Here is a 19,140-nt window from a genome sequence, read left to right on the forward strand (position 1 = left end):
CCCACACCGGATTTGCGGCATACACAGAACCCCTGTGGGAGCGAGCTTGCTCGCGATGGCGATCGGTCCAAACACACCATCTTCCAAAAGCAGAAACCAAAAAGCCCCGCCATTCACATGGCGGGGCTTTTGTTTTCAGCAGCCGATCATCAAACCATCGGGTCGCCAACGTGCAGGATCTTCATCCCGTTGGTGCCACCGGTGGTGTGGTAGCTGTCACCCTTGGTCAGGATGACCCAGTCGCCTTTCTCCACAACGCCGCGCTTGGTCAGTTCGTCGATGGCTTTCTGGCTGACTTCGTGCGGCTCCAGCGAAGCCGGGTCGAACGGAATGGTATACACGCCACGGAACATCGCTGCGCGTGCCTGGGCTTCGCGGTGCGGGGTGAACGCGTAGATCGGCACCGAGGAGCGGATACGCGACATGATCAGCGGGGTGTAGCCACTTTCGGTCAGGGCGATGATCGCCTTCACGCCCGGGAAGTGGTTGGCGGTGTACATGGTCGCCAGGGCGATGCTTTCGTCGCAGCGGCTGAATTCCTTGCCGATGCGGTGGCTGGAGGTCTTGCCGGTCGGGTGCTTCTCGGCACCGATGCAAATGCGCGCCATGGCCTGCACCGCTTCGAGCGGGTAGAGGCCGGCGGCGCTTTCGGCCGACAGCATCACGGCGTCGGTGTAGTCGAGCACGGCGTTGGCTACGTCGGACACTTCGGCGCGGGTCGGCATCGGGTTCTGGATCATCGACTCCATCATCTGGGTCGCGACGATCACCGCTTTGTTGTGCCGACGTGCGTGCAGGATGATCTTCTTCTGGATGCCCACGAGCTCGGCGTCGCCGATTTCCACGCCCAGGTCGCCACGGGCCACCATGACGGCGTCGGAAGCCTTGATCAGGCCGTCGAGGGTGTCATCGTCGGCCACGGCTTCGGCGCGTTCGATCTTGGCCACCAGCCAGGCGGTGCCGCCGGCTTCGTCGCGCAATTGACGGGCGTATTCCATGTCCGCTGCATCACGGGGGAAGGACACGGCCAGGTAATCGACTTCCATTTCCGCGGCCAGCTTGATGTCGGCCTTGTCCTTGTCGGTCAGGGCCGGTGCAGTCAGGCCGCCGCCGCGACGGTTGATGCCTTTGTGGTCCGACAGCGGGCCGCCGATGGTCACGACGCAGTTCAGTTCAGTGGCGGTAGCGGTCTCGACGCGCATCACCACGCGACCGTCGTCGAGCAGCAGCTCGTCGCCCACGCCACAGTCCTTGACCAGGTCCGGGTAGTCGATGCCGACCACTTGCTGGTTGCCTTCGGTCAGCGGGTGGCTGGTGGAGAAGGTGAATTTGTCACCGATCTTCAATTCGATGCGCTTGTTGGCGAATTTGGCGATGCGGATCTTCGGACCTTGCAGGTCACCCAGCAGGGCGACGAAGCGGCCGTGCTTGGCGGCCAGGTCGCGCACCAGCTTGGCACGAGCCTTGTGCTCGTCGGGGGTGCCGTGGGAGAAGTTCAGGCGGGCAACGTCCAGGCCAGCCAGAATCAGCTGTTCGAGAACTTCCGGCGAGTTACTGGCCGGGCCAAGGGTAGCGACGATTTTGGTGCGACGGACGGACATGCAGGACTCCTCAAGTTCAAGCGCCAGCGAAGGCTACTATGGTCTTTGGGTGTAGTCATTGTTCATGTGCACTACTTATTCGTTTCTTTTTCGAAATGAACATTCCTGAAAATTTTTGCGCCTTTTAACTACTAAAGCCGAACATTGCTCTTGTGGCGAGGGAGCTTGCTCCCGCTGGGCTGCGCAGCAGCCCCAAAAAAACAGGGCCGCTGCGCGCCCCAGCGGGAGCAAGCTCCCTCGCCACACAGGTGTTCACCATGGCGAGTACTTTCGGGCTGAAGATTTTCTGGCCCAGGTCGATAAAGAGCTCAAGACAGGAGAACCTCCCCATGCGATTCGTGCTTTTTATTGCCCTGGCCCTGAGCATCACGGGCTGCACCCGTTGGTCGATGAACCACCACATGAACCTGGCCTACAAGGCTTACGAGCGCGGCAACTGCGAGCAGGTCATGCTCGAGTTGTCCAAGGTCGACCGGGCCAGCCGTGCCCGTCGCTATATGCAGCCGGAAGTCTCGATGATGCGCGGCCAGTGCCTGGAGCGCCAGAAGCTCTACGTCGATGCGGCGCAAACCTACCAGTTCATCCTCACCCAGTACCCCAACAGTGAGTACGCCTACCGCGCCCGTGCCCGGCTCGAAACCCTGCAGAGCCTGGGCCACTATCCGACCCGCAGCGCCTCGGCGATTCGCCCCACGGCGTTCTGACCCGCATTGGATTGAAACCATTGGCGCGAGGTGGCTGTCGGACCGATGACCGGCAGCTTTTTTCGACTGGCCCCCGCCTGCGCATGGGCTATATTTGTACAAGTCGTGACTAGAGCCGGCGCTCTGATTTCGAAGCGTCACCTGTGACCGGTAGCATTAAGCCAGCCTCGTTGCGAGCGTCTGGCACCGGGATCGGGGAGAGCGGGCTGGCCTGGGCTCGTTCCGAAATACTCGATTGGCCGCGTAATCGGTCATCAAAAAAGCGATACAAGACATGTACAAAGAACGTCGAATTGCACGACATCAGTTGTCGCATTGCCTTGAGGTCTTCAATGGTGTCAACGGCAAACCCATCGGGTTCTTGGGCAATGTTTCAGACGATGGCCTGATGCTGATCAGCCATTTGCCGCTGATGGTCGGCGCAGAGTTTGATCTGCGCCTGAAGTTGCCCGCCGATGACGGGCCCCAGCAACACATCAAGTTGAAAGCCACCTGTCTGTGGTGCACGGAAGACGTGACACCCCAGCATTTCGACGCCGGTTTCAGCCTGCAATGGGCGCCACCGGAATACGGCCAACTGGTGAGTGCGCTGCGCCAGTATTTCAGTTTCTACCCGATGTCGGCCTCGGCTTGAGCCAGCGGCTCTGGGGCTAGACTCATTACCCTGTGGGAGCGAGCTTGCTCGCGAAGGCGGTAGCACATTCAACAACGATGCAAGCTGATCCGCCGCCATCGCGAGCGAGCTCGCTCCCACATATCTTCTACAGCTTCAAGAAAGTGACGCAGCCCTCAACGCTGCACCCTCGCCTCGCCATCCAGCAACTTCTCCAGCAACAACACCCCCATCTCGCCCATCTGGTGAATCGCCAGGGCCAAATTGCGCGGGGCGCCTTCCAAGTCGTCCGATAGATCCAGGATGAGCGTGCTTACCGAGCAGAAGGTTTCGTAAGTGTGCGCCAGCACGCCTTCGGGGTCGGCATCGGGCGCGACGATGAAGTAATCCAGCTGTCGTTGTGTTTTGTCCGGCTTGCCGACGTTGGGCTTGAGGTAATGGTCCAGGGCTTTTTGCGCGGCTTTGTCGAGCTTCCGGGCTTCGGCTGTCTTGGGGGTAGGGCGTGGAGCCGTTTTGGGGGGATTGGGTGTTGGTTTGATCATGATCGGTCTCCGTTAATGGTGCTGCCACCCGGTTCGCGACTAAACGAATGTGGGTGGCGGCTGGACGCAGGTTAGTCGACCGGCGGAGACACGAAATCCGGCGCGCCCGAGGGCGCCCTGCGAACAGCCACCATCAAGTGCGGGGAAGGGAGCCCGACTGGATGACGCTTGTGCACATCGTATCTACCGTCGGGCGACTAAACCCGATCGCTGAGGTGTCAGCGACGCGAATCACGTTACGGGGCAAGGCCAAGGCGCACAAGCCGGCGGATTCTGGCGGATCTGTAGTCCGTTGCGCAAGAAGGTGTAGTCAGTTGGGAATTGCTGGGTGTTGCCGCTGGTCGGGACTGTCAATGTTGACAGGTGTCTGATCGCGGAGCTTGGCATTCACTGTTCAACGAAAGCCGTGCCAATGTCAGCTGGGCTGACATGCGACTCCGCGATTCCAACACGCTAAGTGGCTTCAAGAACCCCCAGCAAGACTTTCAATTTTCAAACCTTTTTTGAAGGGGATGATCATGGGTACGGATGACGATACCGGAAAGACTGAAGCAGACGCCTCTAGCGACGGTGTTGATGAAAATCAGCTAAATCAGTTTTCAATGGATACACCCAGTGGTTTTTCGAAACAGACCGAGCAGCCCGATAATGTCATTGAAACGAGTATGGATGAGAAAGAAAATAGTATTTTTCAAGAAACTGTTCTGGATGCTAAGAGCCCTAATGGAAATCAACTGGCGAGGCTCAGGGTTGTATATAGCTGGAATGGCCCGGGTACGAAATTTACTTGTAATGCAGTCGAGTATTGGGTTACGGCTTTCGACGGTGATAATGGAAATATTTTGCTGGCGTTTAAAACCGATCGCGCTCAGTGGGGGCTTTCTGAACTAACCGCCAGGGCTCAACAAGTTGGACGTTGGGTGCCTATTTCTGGAGGCGGAACTATAGATGGTAATCCTACAAGTGCAAATATTCATTTTAGGTATATTTTTGATTATTCGGGAGGGAATGATCCTACTGGAAATGCCGATGAGGATGTGGTTTTTTATCCTCGGATGCCTGTTGTTAATCCTGTGCAGAATGTTACGAATAGAACATTTTCCGTCTCCGGGGTTGAGGGTATTTATAATGCAGGGAAAGTTCAGCTTCTTCGGCGCGAAAATGATGAGGAAATAGGTCAGCCTGCGATCCCTAGCTCGAATGGCGCTTGGTCGACGGAAGTCAGCTTGGCGCAAAGTGCTATGAGCATTAATCTTGCTGCTGTGCAAATTGTGAACGGGAGACGGTCCCAAAAGACTGATACTCCCGGCGTGGTATATGTCGCCGAGGTTACAGCTCCGTCTCCCGGCTCGGTGATTGCAACGGATGCCGAGTTCTCTGGGACGGCTGCCCCAGGAACCAGGGTCAAAATCGTAAAAAGCAATAGCGATAATGACGCGGTGACTGACTATTATGACGTGAAGGCTGATGGCCGGTGGACGTTAAAACTCGATCCGCCACTGTCCAGTGGTAAGTATTCGTTAACGGTTTTCTTACGGTTGCCGTGGAATGATCCCATCGGTGGTTATACTCCGGATGTTGAATACGCTGTGCTGGGCATGTTGAAGATCACCCCTCCTAACCCTGATGAACATAAGGAAATGAACTTCACAGTCACCGGAACAAACGGAACACCGGACGCCACAGTCAACATCAGAAAAGACCTCGGCGACGTAGCGTTAGGCTCCGGCACTGTTGGCACAGGAGGAAACTGGAGCGCTGATGTACAGTTGACCGAGGCAGGGCTTATCAGGCTCGTAGCTGAGCAGACCTATAAAGGCGTCCCATCGCCACCCAGCAATTATGAAACGTTCAAAATCAAACCGCCGAAGCTGGTCAATATCCAGGTGGCTTACTCCGAATCCGGTACCGTAACGTTCTCGGGAAGTGGTTACAACACGGCCACCGTGGATGTTCATATCAAGGGCAACGTTACTCCGGTGGGCAGTGGCAACGTAAGAAATGGCACATGGTCGGTCGATTGGAGCGAGCAACCGCCGGCAAGCCATATCATCGAGATCCGGCAAAAATTATCCGACGGACAAGGCGGTTGGATTTATTCCGTTTGGGCTGATTCGCTAGTTGTCGTAATACGGGTTCCGCAGCCAACGCTGTCGGCTCGAGTCGAGGCCGACCGCAAGCCGGTGCTTTCCGGTACCGGTCACAGTTGGCCGGGGAAACCGAACACTAATATCCAAGTGAATGTCAGTGGCCCGCCGATACCTTATTTTCCACTCATTCCAGTCACCAATGACAGCTGGAGGTATACAGCCGACACCGCGTGGGCACCTGGAAGGTATCAACTTAAAGCCCGGCAATTGCTCGGTGTTCTGGCGTCCGGATGGACTTCTGAAGTTTCATTGATCGTCCCTGCGCCACCGCCTACGGTGACCGTCCTCGACAATGGCCTGACGCCGAGCTTCTCGGGTGACTGTCTGGGCGGTGCAACGGTGAAGGTGTGGTTCGGCGAAGACGAGGGTTCGGCCGAAGGGGCGCAGGTGAGTGACACCACCTGGACCTATAGTCGGTCCGCGTCTTTCCTGCCGGGTACCTATACCGTCAACGTGAAGCAGACCGTGAATGAGGTGATCTCTGCCGCAGCCTCTGCAGTATTCACCGTGGTTGTCACGAAGCCGGTCATCACGGCTCCCGCCGAGGCGCAAGAGGTGGACCACAACCCCATCATCGAAGGCACCGGTGGCATACCGGGTGCGACGATGACGGTGTTTGAATTTGTGGCGGAGCAGCACATCGACAACAATGAGGTGACGGCCGACGCATGGTCGGTGCCCATTTCGCCAGACCTCCCGTTCGGCAACCATAAGATCTACGCCGTCCAGCAATACGAAGGGTCCGATTCCGAGAAAAGCGAGCCGGTCTCTTTCACGGTCATCCTGTTTCCCCCCACCATTGAACATCCGCAGCCAGGCGAGAGCGTGCCCCGAAAGTTTGTCATCGATGGTTATGCCCGCAAGGTATCGGGGTTGGATACGGCGCAGGTAGAGCTATGGCTGGAGGGTGAAGACGAACCCCGGAAGGCAAAGGCGAGGGGCCATGACGGCTACTGGTTCTACGAAGCTGATTTGCCAGTGGGCCGTCATGTCTTGCGGGCCAAGCAGATTTTCGCCGGGGAAGACTCCGAGTTGGGCACTGCCCATGATTTCACCGTCGTCCCGGCTAAACCGGTCATCGAATCACCTGCGGCCTTGCAGCACCTTGGCACCACGGCCACGCTTTCCGGGTTCGGGTACGCGGGCGATTGGGTTGAAGTGGCCTGGAGCGATGCGCCGGAAACCCTCCTGGGCCGAACCCAGGTGCAGGCGAACCGGACCTGGTCCCTTGCGCTGACCTTCGACAAACCGACCGGCGAGCACAGTTGGATCATGCAACAGGTCAACGGTGATTACAGCTCCGGCTGGAGCGACGCGCATCCGGTGATGGTGCTTTCGCCGGCTCCAGCGTTTACCTCGCCCGAGCCTGGGCAATGGTTCGCCGGCCTGCCGGTTTTCCACGGCACCGGCGAGACGGGTAAGGCGATCGAGTTGTCCCACTGGTTCGATACCCGGCAGCGCATTTCTCAAGGTGACTCGGTGGAAGACGGCACTTGGTCTGCCTCGCCCGATACCCCGCTGCCGCCGGCTTCGCATTGGGTCAAGGCCCGGCAAGGCGATTCGGCTTGGGGGGAGAGTGCGCGTTTTGAAGTGGACCCGTTCGGGCACACGTCTGAAGGGTAAAAACCTGCGTCTACTGTCAGATCTGACAGTAGACGCAGCCTCGATCTCACTCTCAAATAACGTCAAGCAGGCCGGTTATGCGGCGTCCCCTAGACGTATCCCCAGCGGAGCACGACGATGAAGCTTTCTGCGTCGAAAATTGCCAGTCAGTTGTGTTCACAATTAGTGAGCAGGCCGCAATCGGATGAATTCCCTGACCTAGCGAAGTATTTCGAAGAGGGTGGCTCGGTGTGTGCGCTAGCGCGCAGAGGCGTGGCCGGGTTGGTGAGCGAGTATGGCCTGGAGGTCGGCGAGGCCCAGGCGCTCGCCTTGCGCCTCAACGGATTGGCGACCTGGCTGCTGCGCGATTTCATCGAAAAGCAACTGACCTGTACGCAGTCGACGCCCGAGCACTTGCGCCATGGATTACTGGCACTGGTCGATGGGCCGAATTATCGCGATCTTTTCAGCCCCAATTTTGCCGGTATGTGCCCGGCCGATGCGATCGAGGCCATTCATTCGCCAGTGGCCTATGCGGTGTGGCTCAAGCGCTGGTCGGAACAGCGGCTCCTGCCTGCCGGCACGGCTTATCCGCTGAAAACCCGGCGGGTGGATCTGGACAAACTGAAGATCGATCCGGCAGCGGTGTATGGCGTTGTTTCCTCGGTTGAGGTGGTCAGCAGCGTGTTGGAGGTGTCGATCAACGCTTCCCTCCAGAACATCCAGGATCTGGATTTTGAGCTGAGCAAGCGGCGTTATCCCAACGGCCTGCCTTATCACCATCCCTGGACCTCCTTGGACGAGTTCACTCGAGACCTGGGGATGTCCGTAGGCGGCGTGGTGAGGTTGTGTGATCCCCGTTTTCCTTATTTCCTGAGGCCGTTGGAGTGGGGGGAGACGTCCAGGCATGGGCTCACTCAGTCCGCCAGGCTAAGCCCCGGCGTGCGGAAGATAATGACGGAGCAAGCGCATTTTCCTACACAAGAACAACAGAATGAGGCGTATTTTCGAGATAACTTCGGCTTGCACGGTCTGGAGCCGCTGAATCTTGATCAAGCTTATTTTTTCAACCAGCATACCAAGCTGACCCAAGCCGGCCTGGAGGCTTTGCTTTCGGTCGAATTGTACGCCCCGACTCCATCGCCGCATGCCCTTGACGTGATCGTAAAGCCTGGAATAGCAGGCTCAGTATTCATCAACAACGGGGCTACAGAAAATTCGATGAAGATCGATTACAAGGCTCATGTAAAGACAAATAGGATCACAGAGATCTCGAGCGCCGGCGATAGCCCGCGCTTCGACAAGATTGACCGCCTCAACCGCAAGATCCGACTGGACAACGCGTTGCAGTTGCCCAGCCATGAAACCGATGCGCTGTTGAGTGCGATCATCCGGGCTGAATCAACAGAGAAGGAGCCCAGCAATTACTGGATAACCGAGGCTACGCTTCGGGCGTTGGGCCTGTTCCAGATGCTCAGGGAGAACTATCAATGCACGGCTGAAGAGTTTGCGGTTTTCATGGACGGCATTTCCATCTACGGTCGCGGCACCGAGCTTTCCCAGTTTGACCGGGTGTTCAACAAGGACACACTGTCGGCCCCGCCCTTGGTGCTGGATGGCACTTCGTTCGCGCTGGTGCCGGTCGATGAAAAGGACGCGCTCACGGTCCTGCACATTTGCAGTGGCTTGAATATCGACTTGGCAACCTATTTCATCCTGGCGCCATTGATTGCCGAGGCTCAGACACCTTCAGGACTCAAGCGCAGTCGCGAGGTGTTGTCCAGTTTCCATCGCATGGCCAGGTTGCCGCAGATATTGGGCATTGCACCGGGTCTGGCGGTAGAAATGTTCAGTCTTTTAAACGAGGGCGCGGGGTTGTCTGCGCTGGTCGGTCAGCCCTACATCAATGCGGACGCTTCTTTGAAACCGGAGCCCGATGCCGACATCCTGACGCAGATCCAACGCCTGGAGGGCTGGGTTCGCTGGTGCGCGGACAGTGACCTGGACGTGGCTTGGGCCGTCGAGCGCGTCAAGCCCAGGCCCGATCCGGCCGAGGCGAGCGAGGCGCAGACCTCGCTCTTCGAGCAGATCCGCACCCAGTTGGCGCCGTCCTTGTTTACCGAGTCGGCGCTGCAAATGGCGGGTGTCGTGCAATTGTCCAACGGACGGCAATGGACGAACCAGCTACTTGAACTGGCCGACCAGGACGGGCTGGTGATCCACCGGGCCGAGTCCACCGAACGCCCGTATGAGATGTTTGCCCGCGAGGTGACCAAGCGTGTTGTGAACAATATGATCGGCCAGGACGATCCTCAGACTGTCGAACAAATTCTCAGTGTGTTGCTGAGCTGTCGTGCGGGCCAGCAGGGCGTGGTGCAGGAGAGCCTGGCAGCCCATGGTCAACTGGCGCCGCCGCTGGCGCTGCCGGTACTGAGTTGGTCGGGTGCAACGGTGTACGAGGTCCTGACCTACGTGTTGCGTCGGACATCAACCGCCAGTCCTTCCAGCCGCCCACGGATAGAGGAGCCAGGCGTTCCTTTCCTAGGCGTGCTCAACGAGTTTATCCATCGCAGTGAAGTCGCCAGGACGCTCAAGTTAAGCCCTGAATTCCTGACGCTCTACCTGACCATTGGCGATGGCATCGGCAATGCTCCCGGAACCGAACCGCTGACGCCGCGTGCCTTGTATTACCTGACGGTCTACAACCGGGCCGTCGCGCTCAGTCAGAAAAACGAGGCTCAGTTGCTCGGCTACTTGCAGATGGCCAATGGACTTCCAGGGATGTCCGGCGACGGCCTCCGGTTGGCGCAGGACCATTGCGCCGAATTGCTTGCCGGGATTTTTGATTGGAGTGCCGAAGAGGTGCGGGCCTGTGCGCGTCGGTTCTCAGTCTCGCCGGGCTACATTCGCAGCCTGGAGCATGTTGATCTGCTTACACGTCTGCGTGCGTTCGCGCTTGAAAGCAAGCTGGATGCCTTGACCACGCTGAAGATCGGCCAGTTAGAACCCGATGCCTTGTTCTCTGCCTACGGGGAGGTAGCCGATCAGGTCGCTGCTGTCCTGGCCGACCCAAACCGGACATCGCCGCTAATGGGCCTCAATGCCGTGGATGATCAGGTCGAGGTTATCTGTTCGATCGGGTCGACTGAACTGTTCGCCAACAGTGAAGAAAAGAGCCAACTAACCGTTACCGTCAAGCGGGGGGGGACGGAGCAGAAAAGTACCAACGTCTACTTCACTTCCACACTTTGCCCCATCGTCCCATCGAGCGCCACGACCGATGAAAATGGCACCGTAACGGTCATCGTGCACGCCGGTACGACCATGGGGCGTGACGTGATCAGTTACCGGCTGGATGCTCGCGAGGAACAGCCTGCGGTGACTATCACGTTGAGGAATGACCCCGATAGCTTCAGCTTCTACAAGCTTGAAAACGAAATTTACGTCACAGAAGAAAAGGTCGGCAACGACGTCACCTTGCGAGTGGAGTTGCTCGATGATTATGAAAACCCAGCTTCTTACGAGAGTGTGACATGGGCACTTGAGCCGCTGTTTTCGCAGCTTGTGTATACCCAGACCAATGCCGACGGCGTGGCGGAGGTGACATTCACCAGCCTGACCCCCACCGAAATCATAAATCCGACCGCCCGGTACGAGAAGGGCGACGCGGGGGGACCCAATCTGACGCTGAGCTCCATCGAATTTACCGACGACTCAGAGGCCGGAGCGACACGCTGATTATCCGAATGACACCGAACCCAGCAGCAGGAGACGGTCATGGCTACACAAAACATCACCCGCGCCACAGCCCTGCGTCGCGACGCACTGATCGAATGCGCCCTGAGTATCAAGGCCATTGAGGACAAGGAAGAGAACAAAGAAGGACCGGTGATCAAAACAGCCGATGACCTGTTGGAATGGCTGCGAACTGACCTGCTGGACAATCATCAGGTCAAGACCTCCTGGGTCGCCGAGGCGGTCAGTTGCTTTCAGCAATATATACATGCGGTGTATCAAAAACTTGAACCGGGCTACAACGGCCAGGAGTTCGACAGCAAGGACCTGAAAGACTGGGACATCGCCAGCCAATACCCGTTATGGGCGGCCAGCCAGTTGCTCAAATGCATGCCGGAGGACTACATCACCCCGTATGCGCGTATCCGCAAGACCAGCCTGTTCAAGGCGCTGGAAAACAACCTCAACCAGACCCGGCTCACCCCCGATTCGGTGCAACAGGGCGTTCAGCAGTACCTGCGCGCTTTTGAAGAAGTCTGCAACCTGGAAGTGCTCAACGGCTACGTCGACGGCCACGATGCCCTTAGCGCCGACTATTACCTGGTCGGCAGGGAACGGATCGCGCCCTATCGCTATTTCTGGCGCAAGGCGGATGTCCAGTTGAGCGAGGACAGCGAGGCTATCAATCCGGCGGCCTGGAGCGAGTGGACGCCTGTCGATATACCGTCGGATGTGCGGGTGCTCGATATCCGTCCGGTGTTTTGGGGAGGGCGCTTGTGCCTGGTCTGGGCCGAGTGGCGCGAGGCCCTGTTTGACGGTGAGGGTGGGCTGCGGCAGCCCTACGAACTTGAGCTGAAGGTTGCCTTCATCGCGTTGAGTGGGCAGTGGTCGCCGCCGGTACGGCTGAACCTGTCAGTGTTTCATGAAGATGTCAGTCCGGATTTGCGGCTGGTGGCGGTGATGCTGCGCGATGACGTGGATACGCTCTATCCCAAGGGGCGGCTGGCAGTGCATTTGACCAGTGCGACAGGCTTGCTGTTTGAGAGCCGAGAAAATCCGGTGGAAATCTACGAAACGCGTGACGCGCTGTTTCGCAAGGTGGCCGATGAAAAACCTATCATGGACCACCTGGCGATGGTTCGCTACATCAGTCCCCTGACCCTGCAGCAGCGGGTTGCGCCCGCGGAATTTTCCCGGATGACCGAAACGGTTTCCGAGGGCGCGAAGCCCCTGGTGGAAAATTTTTCGCTCAAGGCAGTGATAACGCGTTCCGGCGCTAATCAGGTTCTGAATCTACAAGCGCATTGCACCCAATTGGTACCTGGACAGATTGGTCAGGACGTCCCCTTCACTTTAGCCTTGGAAGACGCTTCAGAGGGTGATCCGGAGCCCAAAAGGGAGCAGAAGTCCAATAACGGTGGTTGGTCATTCGAGTTTCCCGGAGTCATACGTCCCAGCTTTGACGGTACTGAAGTGACCGTCACCTTGAGCAATCCGGATCTAGGCACCAAGACTTTTACCCTGAACCTCAAAAACCCTCCTGTCGAAAGCAGCTTCCCATCGGTACACAAAACCAATTCACGTGGCTCACAGTTCCTGAGCCTGAAAGGCTTGGCGACAAAACTCAAATACGTTCGCCTCAATACCCTGATTGGTGCGGAACTGGTCACCCGCTCCAACGTCTCGATCGATGCCGTGCTCGATTGGGATACCCAGTTTCCCGATGAGCCCGAACTGCCCGAAAACGCAGAGGAACCAAACGGCCCCTTCGATGGTGCCAACGGGCTGTTTTTCTGGGAGCTGTTTTTTCATCTTCCGCACTTGGTGGCAACGCGACTCAAGGACGAAGACCGTTTCGTCGAAGCCCAACAATGGTTGCATTTCATCTTCGACCCCCAGGCCGTTGCAGACTCCGCGGGCCGACTGGAGCAACAGAAGCCTTTCTACTGGCGCTGCCGACCCTTGAATGTCCCCGTTGGTGGGGGGGACGTGGGTTGTGAAGCGGACAGTCCGACCGATCCGGATGCGATTGCCTACTCGACGCCACGACACTACCAGATGCTGATTTTTCTCGACTATGTCGCCAACCTCATTGCGTGGGGCGACTGGCTGTATCGGCAGTTGACTCGCGATAGCCTGGCGGCCGCCAAGCTGCAATATCTGCGTGCCAAGCAGTTGATGGGCGCGGCCCCGGACGATCAGATCGTCAGTCAGTGGACGCCCACCGAGTTGAAGGATCTGGTCGACGAACTGGAGGAGGCGACCGCCCTCAAGGCATTCGAACGCGAGGCGGAGCTGGACCTTGGGAGGCTACCGGTCAAGACCCGGTTCTTTGAGGATCCCGGTGTCATTGGCACGGAGCAGTTCAGGTTGCCGGTCAGCCAGCGAGTCCTGCACTTATATGAGTTGCCGGGCCAACGCATGTACAACTTGCGCAACAACTTGACGATCGATGGCAAGCCGTTGTCCATCGAGTTGTTCAGCACGATCGACCCTGCCGAACTGCTCAAGAGCCTAGCCGCGGGGGGCGGGGGCCCTGTGCGGCCGATAGGCGGGCCTTTGCGGGTGGCGGCGTTCCGTTGGCGGGTGCTTTTCGATGCGGCCCTGCGGGCCACGCAATATTTGCAAGAATGCGGCAACCAGGTGATACGGTTGCTGGAACAGCAGGACCGTGGCGAGCAGGAACTGATGCAACAGCGTCACCTGACCGAGTTGAGTGCCTTCGCCAAAGCCATGCAGGAGGAAAACCTCGAGCAGTTGAACGCGAACTTGGCGGCATTGCGCAGCAGTCGCGAGATGATCGAACAGCGTCGCTCTCACTACGGGAAGCTGCATTCAGAGAACATTTCCAGTGCCGAATACAAGGTCATGGCACAGCTCGATACCGCGAAAATACTCGCGGCGACCAGCACCGCGTTCCAGGCAGCCGGCGGTTACATCGATGCGATCCCCAACATATATGGGACATCTACCGGCGGCGCTCAGGCGGGCGGTATTCCAAGAGCCGTCAGCTATGGGCTTCAGGTCGACGCCGACGTCATGCGCAGCAATGCCGAGAAAGACGCCACCTCCGAAAGCTATCGGCGGCGGCGCGAGGACTGGGGCCTGGCGCGGGATCAAGCCAGTGCGGAACTGGCGGTGGTCGATGAGAACATCGCTGCCCAGGAACATGCGATGGCGGCAGCCGAGACCAGCCTGGCACAGACCCTGAAAATGAACGCCCAGACCCAGGCACTCTACGATTTCCTGCTCACCCGTGCGACACGCGTGGAGTTGTACCGTTGGTATGTCGGGCAATGCAAGACGTTGCATTTTCAAGCGTACGATCAAGTCGTCAGTTTGTGCCTCAGCGCCCAGCGCGCCCTGCAACTGGAGACGGCCGAGTTCAGTCTTTCCCACATACGCACCGATGCCTGGTTGGACAATCACTACGGCTTGACCGCTGGGGATGCGCTGCGGCTCGATCTGTTGCGCATGGAAGCCGACTATTTGCTGCGTTATGAGCGACGTCTTGAACTGGTCAAGACCGTGTCCCTGCGCAAGCTATTCGATAGTAGAACCCAGTTGGCCTTCGAGAGTTGGGAGGAGGCCCGGGAAGATTTGCAAAAAAAAGGCACACTGGAGTTCGAGCTTTCGCAGGTGTTGTTTGACCGAGATTATCACGACCATTATTGCCGCCAGATCAGCGCCGTGGATGTCACCTTGCCGACACTTCTCGGCCCTCATGAAAACATCTGCGCAACGCTGACCCAGATCAGCAGCGCCACGGCCATCGAGCCTTCGCTTCAGTCCCTTGAGTACCTGTATGGAAATGGCACTGCGATCGCTCCGCCCGATGTGTTGCTGAACATCGGCAGCGGCGAGCAGATGGCTATTTCCCTGGGCATCGATGATTTCGGCCTGAACGCAATGAAACCTGACGAGGGGTTGCGCAACCCATTTGAACATACCGGTGCTGTTTCCCGCTGGACGCTGGCCTTTCCCTGGCCTGGCGAATCACGTCAAGAGCAGCAACTGGAGGCGTTGAGCGACATCATCCTGAGGGTCCGGTACACGGCGAAGGTGGGAGGGCCAGCGTTCTCCAGAATGGTTCAAGGCAAAGTAACCAGCGCCCCTGGCGCCCGTCCTAGGAGGTCATGATGAACATCGAACCTGTCGATATCCGGACCAATGTCCTGCCCAACGGACGTTTCGATTTGGGAACCCGCTTTTGGGAGTTCACCGGCCCGTCAAATGGCTGGGCGTTGAAAGGCGACACTTGGGAAAACGCCCCCATACAATATATGTCGCTTTACCAGGGGGCGGGTATTACCCAACAGGTGGCCGCTCCCGCGCCACGATCGGACCGGGCGCGTTACCGCTTGAGTTTTCTGTACAACAACCGAAGTGCAGAAACCGTCACGTTTAGCTTGCGTCTGCTTGGATCCGAAGACAGTCTCGAAATAGAGTTGCCAGGCACAGGTGCCGTGGCGGAGGAAGGAGAAAGGGCTCTGAGCCTGACGCCCTACTCGGCACTGATTGAGTTCGATGTCACGCAAGAAGACATTTTCGACTTCGTCATCCTGAGCCCAAGCGAGGCGACACGCACCAGGGACTTCCAGATTGCCCGAATTGATTTCCACCTGGAATTGGATGACCTGGAGCTGACGGCAATCGTCAACGATGGCCAGACCCACTCCATAACCGCAGATCCAGTGCTTTACCTGTGTCATGGTGCGACCGGCGAAGCCGCCCACAGGGTTTCTTTCACGCCCGCTACGGGCAGCCCCTGGGCTGGAACCGAGGCGTTGCTGTGGAGCCAGGACAATCCGCAGGAAAGGGTCGTCGTGACGCCTGCGTGGGGCGAGAACCAACTGATCGATGATCAGTGGGAAATCGATTGCCCGGCTCTCGTCCAGGACGAAACACTGTTGTTCAACCTGTCGATCTACAGCAAGTACCACGCTGACCCTTATCCGATTGCGGTGTCGCTGGGGCATCATCGGTTGGTGGTCGAGACTGTGCTGCAGCCTGCCTATGAACCGGTGATCGAGTACGACCAGTCGGTCAAGTTGGGCGTTCAGGTGAAGTCGCATTATCTCGGCATCCCCATGGCCGGCGTGTCGGTTTCCTGGACGCGGGGCAGTACGGCGCTCGGGGTCACCGAGACCGATGGGAATGGCTATGCCGAGTTTGTCTTTACCCCCGACGCCGCGGGATCGCTGCAGATAGACGCCCGTGTCGACAGCCCGTTTTATGCCTCGGGCAATATTGCGGGTTCGTTTGCCGTGAAAGCTCATGCGTTGGATCCGTTGAAGGCTGTGCGGGTCAAGTTCCCCGACATGGAGGCGGCCCCATGGGGAGAAAAAACCGGCTATCCCGATCGGGGCGCGACGTATCGGTTAAGCGTGATATTGACCGATGACAGCCCTCTGCTAAGCGGTAACGTTTGCCTGGCGTGGGAAGGCAAGGATCCCGATGAGTTGGGCGTCACGGCCTCCCCCGATTTCTTGCAACCGGTACCGGTCAATGGGACAACGCTGAACTGGACGCTCGATTGTGCGGATATCATCGATGGTGAGTTCAACTTGCGCCTTGTCAGTGCCGATTTGTTGGAGCCAACCGTCAGCAACGTCATGTCCCTGGCTCGCCACAAACTGAAAATCGGGGACGTGCGCGAAGCCAATCGGGTCCCGGTGGTGGATGAAGAGGATTACGTCTGGTGCATGCTGCAGGTGACGAGCCTGAGTGACGAGCCGATTGCGGGCGTGCCGGTGGAGTGGGAATCACCGGGAGGTACCCAGCAAACCTTTACCGGTCTGGACGGCTGGGCCAGCGTGATTGATCGGCCTGAGGAGCATGGGGATTACAGCCTGGTGGCGCGGGTCAATCCGCGGGAGGATGGGCAGGTTCTGTCGCACGAATTTGCCATCCAGACGCTGCCGACCAGTGCATGGAAAACGGCCAGCTTCAAGCTCGATGAGATTGCGATCGATCGGGTCGGGGCGGGTGCGGTGTGCCGCATGGGGCAGCAGTATGTTCTTCACTTGATGGTCGAGTCCGGCAGTTTACTAATAGGCAAAGATGTTTCCCTGCGATGGCAGGACCCGGCCGGTACAGGTTTAATCGACATCGCCGACATGGAAACCCCGATCACCGTCACGCCCGACGGGGTGCAATGGAACGTCGACGCGAAGGTGGCTGAAACCAGCGATGTGTTTGACTTGCAAGTGATGTCGAGCGGGATGGAACCGCTCGACCTGGCGTTTCGCCTGCTGCCCGAAGACCTGTCCGCCGAAGTGGAGCTGCTGTTCGACCAGATGCCGAAGAACTGGGACGTCGATGTCGAGTTGTTCCCCTGCCTTGGCGCGACCCACGACCTGACGGTACGGCCCGTCAACAACTTGGGCGGCTTGCATGGCTTATTGCTCGAGGCCGCTTCGACGCCGGCGTTGCCGTCGGATTGGGTCATCAGCCCTTCGTTGTCGGAACGTCCCGCCATGACGGCGGGCGGCGTTCGCTATCGCTGCGATTTCAGTGAGGCGACCACCGCTGCGCAACGAAACTGGACCATCAGTTTTTCGGACATTGGCGCGTTCACCCAACCACCTGCATTCGGATTGCAACTGGCCCACAACAAAGTGACCGGTACACCGTACGAGGTGGCGACCGATCCGGTGCTGAGCAAAGGCGAAAGCGCGCGGCTGGCCTTGCGATATGTGTCGGCGTTCACTGGCCAACCGGCGAACCAGGTCGACGTGGAATGGGATGATGGAGACCGTTCCACCAGCGGAGCAGAGGGTATTGCCCAGCGCAGTTACCTGCCCGTGGCTGCGGGCGATAATGCCGTTCAGGCACTGGTCCGCAATTTCTATGATTCCACTCAGGTCGAGCACACGTTTGCCGTGCATGCTTATGAAAATAGTCCTTGGGATGACCTGAAGGTAAAAAACAGTCGGGGAGAAGAACAGCCTTGGGGTGGACAAACTTTTTTCCCCCGGCGAGCAGACAGCTTGGAATTGGAACTCTGTGCTGCGCCGGATAGCTCGTTGCTCGGCCAGACGTTGACGCTCGGGCTCAGTGGCGCCCATGAGCTGGACACGAAGGTCATTTTTTCGCCGGTATTGGGTGTGTCGCAGCCATTGACCGACGACGGTTTGCCGATTCGCCTTGTTGCAGGTGATCAGACCGACGCAGCCTTTCACCTGCAGTTGTCAGCCTCGCGCCTGCTGGAGCGCTCACCGCTGAACGCTTTTTCTCTGGGGAGCTATGTTCCAGTGGATGTCGCGGCCAGTACCCATGAGGAGATGGTCGCCGATTGGGGCGAATCGCTGTCATTTGAAGTCACCCTGACCAATGTCCTGACCGGCCAACCCGCCAGGAATGTTCAGGTGACATGGGAGGGGACGGATGAGGCCATCGAGCCGGTGGCCACGGTCACCAATTTCTACGGTGTAGCTCGTTTCAGTTTCGTTGCGACACTTCCCGGTCCGGGAAAATTGACTGCCCGCGCCGTGGGCACAACGCAGGTCATCACGTTCGATTACCTTGTGCATGAGGCCTGCAGAATCGACAGCCTGACTTCCGACAAGCTTGAAGGTTTTCCAGGGGAAACACTCAACGTGGAGGTTGCGGTGGTCAGCGTTGCGACCGATGAGCCGGTTGAAGGGGTGCGGGTAGACTGGTATTTAAAAGGCGTGGTGTCAGAACCGGTTTTCACCGATGCGCAGGGCAAGGCGTTGATTGTATTTGAATTGCCAACGCGGATTGGCAGTTACACGCTGAGTGCATCGGTGCGCGGGGAGCGTGGATGGGAATCGGATTGGCTATCGGTGAGGGTGTTGGGGACTCAAGATAGCTGGTGGCAGGAATTTACGCTTTTGCTGGGTGATGAGCCAATCATCGGAGCAGGTTACATAAGGGAGGTGAAACTGCCGGCTCTTAGCGATCATTTCTCATACTTGAAGTTAAAAGCCAAGAAAGACAGTAGTTTGATCGGTCAGGCCTCGGTTCATATTAATGGGGACCCAGGGGTGAGCTTGGGTGTACGTTTTTCACCTGGATTTCTTCAGCAACGGCCAATAACGAAGGATGAACTGGAGTGGGCCATTTCAACTGTAACCGGCGCTTTCGGCAATTTCACATTATGGTTTTACGTGCCTGGGTTGCCGGACCTGGAACTCCGTGCCTCCACGAACGCACCCTCTTGACAGC

The 19,140-nt window shown here is 58.0% G+C and carries 8 protein-coding genes; 6 read left to right on the top strand and 2 right to left on the bottom strand.

The genetic code is table 11. The annotated features are described in order from the left end of the window. Nucleotides 1-149 precede the first annotated feature (149 nt). Entirely contained in the window at nucleotides 150-1,601 is a 1,452-nt protein-coding gene (pyk, locus tag J3P79_RS05990; RefSeq protein WP_434608954.1) for a pyruvate kinase, read from the bottom strand. Nucleotides 1,602-1,930: 329 nt separating this feature from the next. Between pyk and J3P79_RS05995 the strand changes: the two genes are divergently transcribed. Both J3P79_RS05995 and J3P79_RS06000 read left to right on the top strand, forming a co-directional pair. After that, nucleotides 1,931-2,305, top strand: coding sequence for a tetratricopeptide repeat protein (locus J3P79_RS05995; protein WP_434608957.1), 375 nt, complete (start codon nucleotides 1,931-1,933; stop codon nucleotides 2,303-2,305). A 274-nt stretch (nucleotides 2,306-2,579) separates the two neighbouring features. Then, the gene (locus J3P79_RS06000; RefSeq protein WP_434608960.1) at nucleotides 2,580-2,939 is read left to right on the top strand and encodes a PilZ domain-containing protein; all 360 of its coding nucleotides are present in this window, start codon (nucleotides 2,580-2,582) and stop codon (nucleotides 2,937-2,939) included. Nucleotides 2,940-3,094: 155 nt separating this feature from the next. On the opposite strand, the gene J3P79_RS06005 is transcribed toward J3P79_RS06000, so the two are convergent. After that, nucleotides 3,095-3,460, bottom strand: coding sequence for a DUF6124 family protein (locus tag J3P79_RS06005; protein ID WP_434608962.1), 366 nt, complete (start codon nucleotides 3,458-3,460; stop codon nucleotides 3,095-3,097). 518 nt (nucleotides 3,461-3,978) lie between these two features. Here J3P79_RS06005 and J3P79_RS06010 point away from each other — a divergent pair. The 4 genes from J3P79_RS06010 (at nucleotide 3,979) to J3P79_RS06025 (ending at nucleotide 19,136) form a co-directional block, all read left to right on the top strand. Then, the gene (locus J3P79_RS06010) at nucleotides 3,979-7,233 is read left to right on the top strand and encodes a hypothetical protein (RefSeq protein WP_434608964.1); all 3,255 of its coding nucleotides are present in this window, start codon (nucleotides 3,979-3,981) and stop codon (nucleotides 7,231-7,233) included. A gap of 117 nt (nucleotides 7,234-7,350) precedes the next feature. Continuing rightward, nucleotides 7,351-10,950 carry a Tc toxin subunit A gene (locus J3P79_RS06015; RefSeq protein WP_434608966.1) on the top strand — a complete coding sequence of 1,200 codons (3,600 nt, stop codon included), beginning with the start codon at nucleotides 7,351-7,353 and terminating at the stop codon, nucleotides 10,948-10,950. A 39-nt stretch (nucleotides 10,951-10,989) separates the two neighbouring features. Next, nucleotides 10,990-15,087: a neuraminidase-like domain-containing protein gene (locus tag J3P79_RS06020; protein WP_434608968.1), complete on the top strand. Its 4,098-nt coding sequence runs from the start codon at nucleotides 10,990-10,992 to the stop codon at nucleotides 15,085-15,087. Then, nucleotides 15,087-19,136, top strand: coding sequence for a hypothetical protein (locus tag J3P79_RS06025; protein WP_434608970.1), 4,050 nt, complete (start codon nucleotides 15,087-15,089; stop codon nucleotides 19,134-19,136). Before J3P79_RS06020 ends, J3P79_RS06025 begins: the two co-directional genes overlap by 1 nt. Nucleotides 19,137-19,140 lie beyond the last annotated feature (4 nt).

The organism is Pseudomonas sp. R1-7 (assembly GCF_051132105.1).
Lineage (GTDB): Bacteria > Pseudomonadota > Gammaproteobacteria > Pseudomonadales > Pseudomonadaceae > Aquipseudomonas.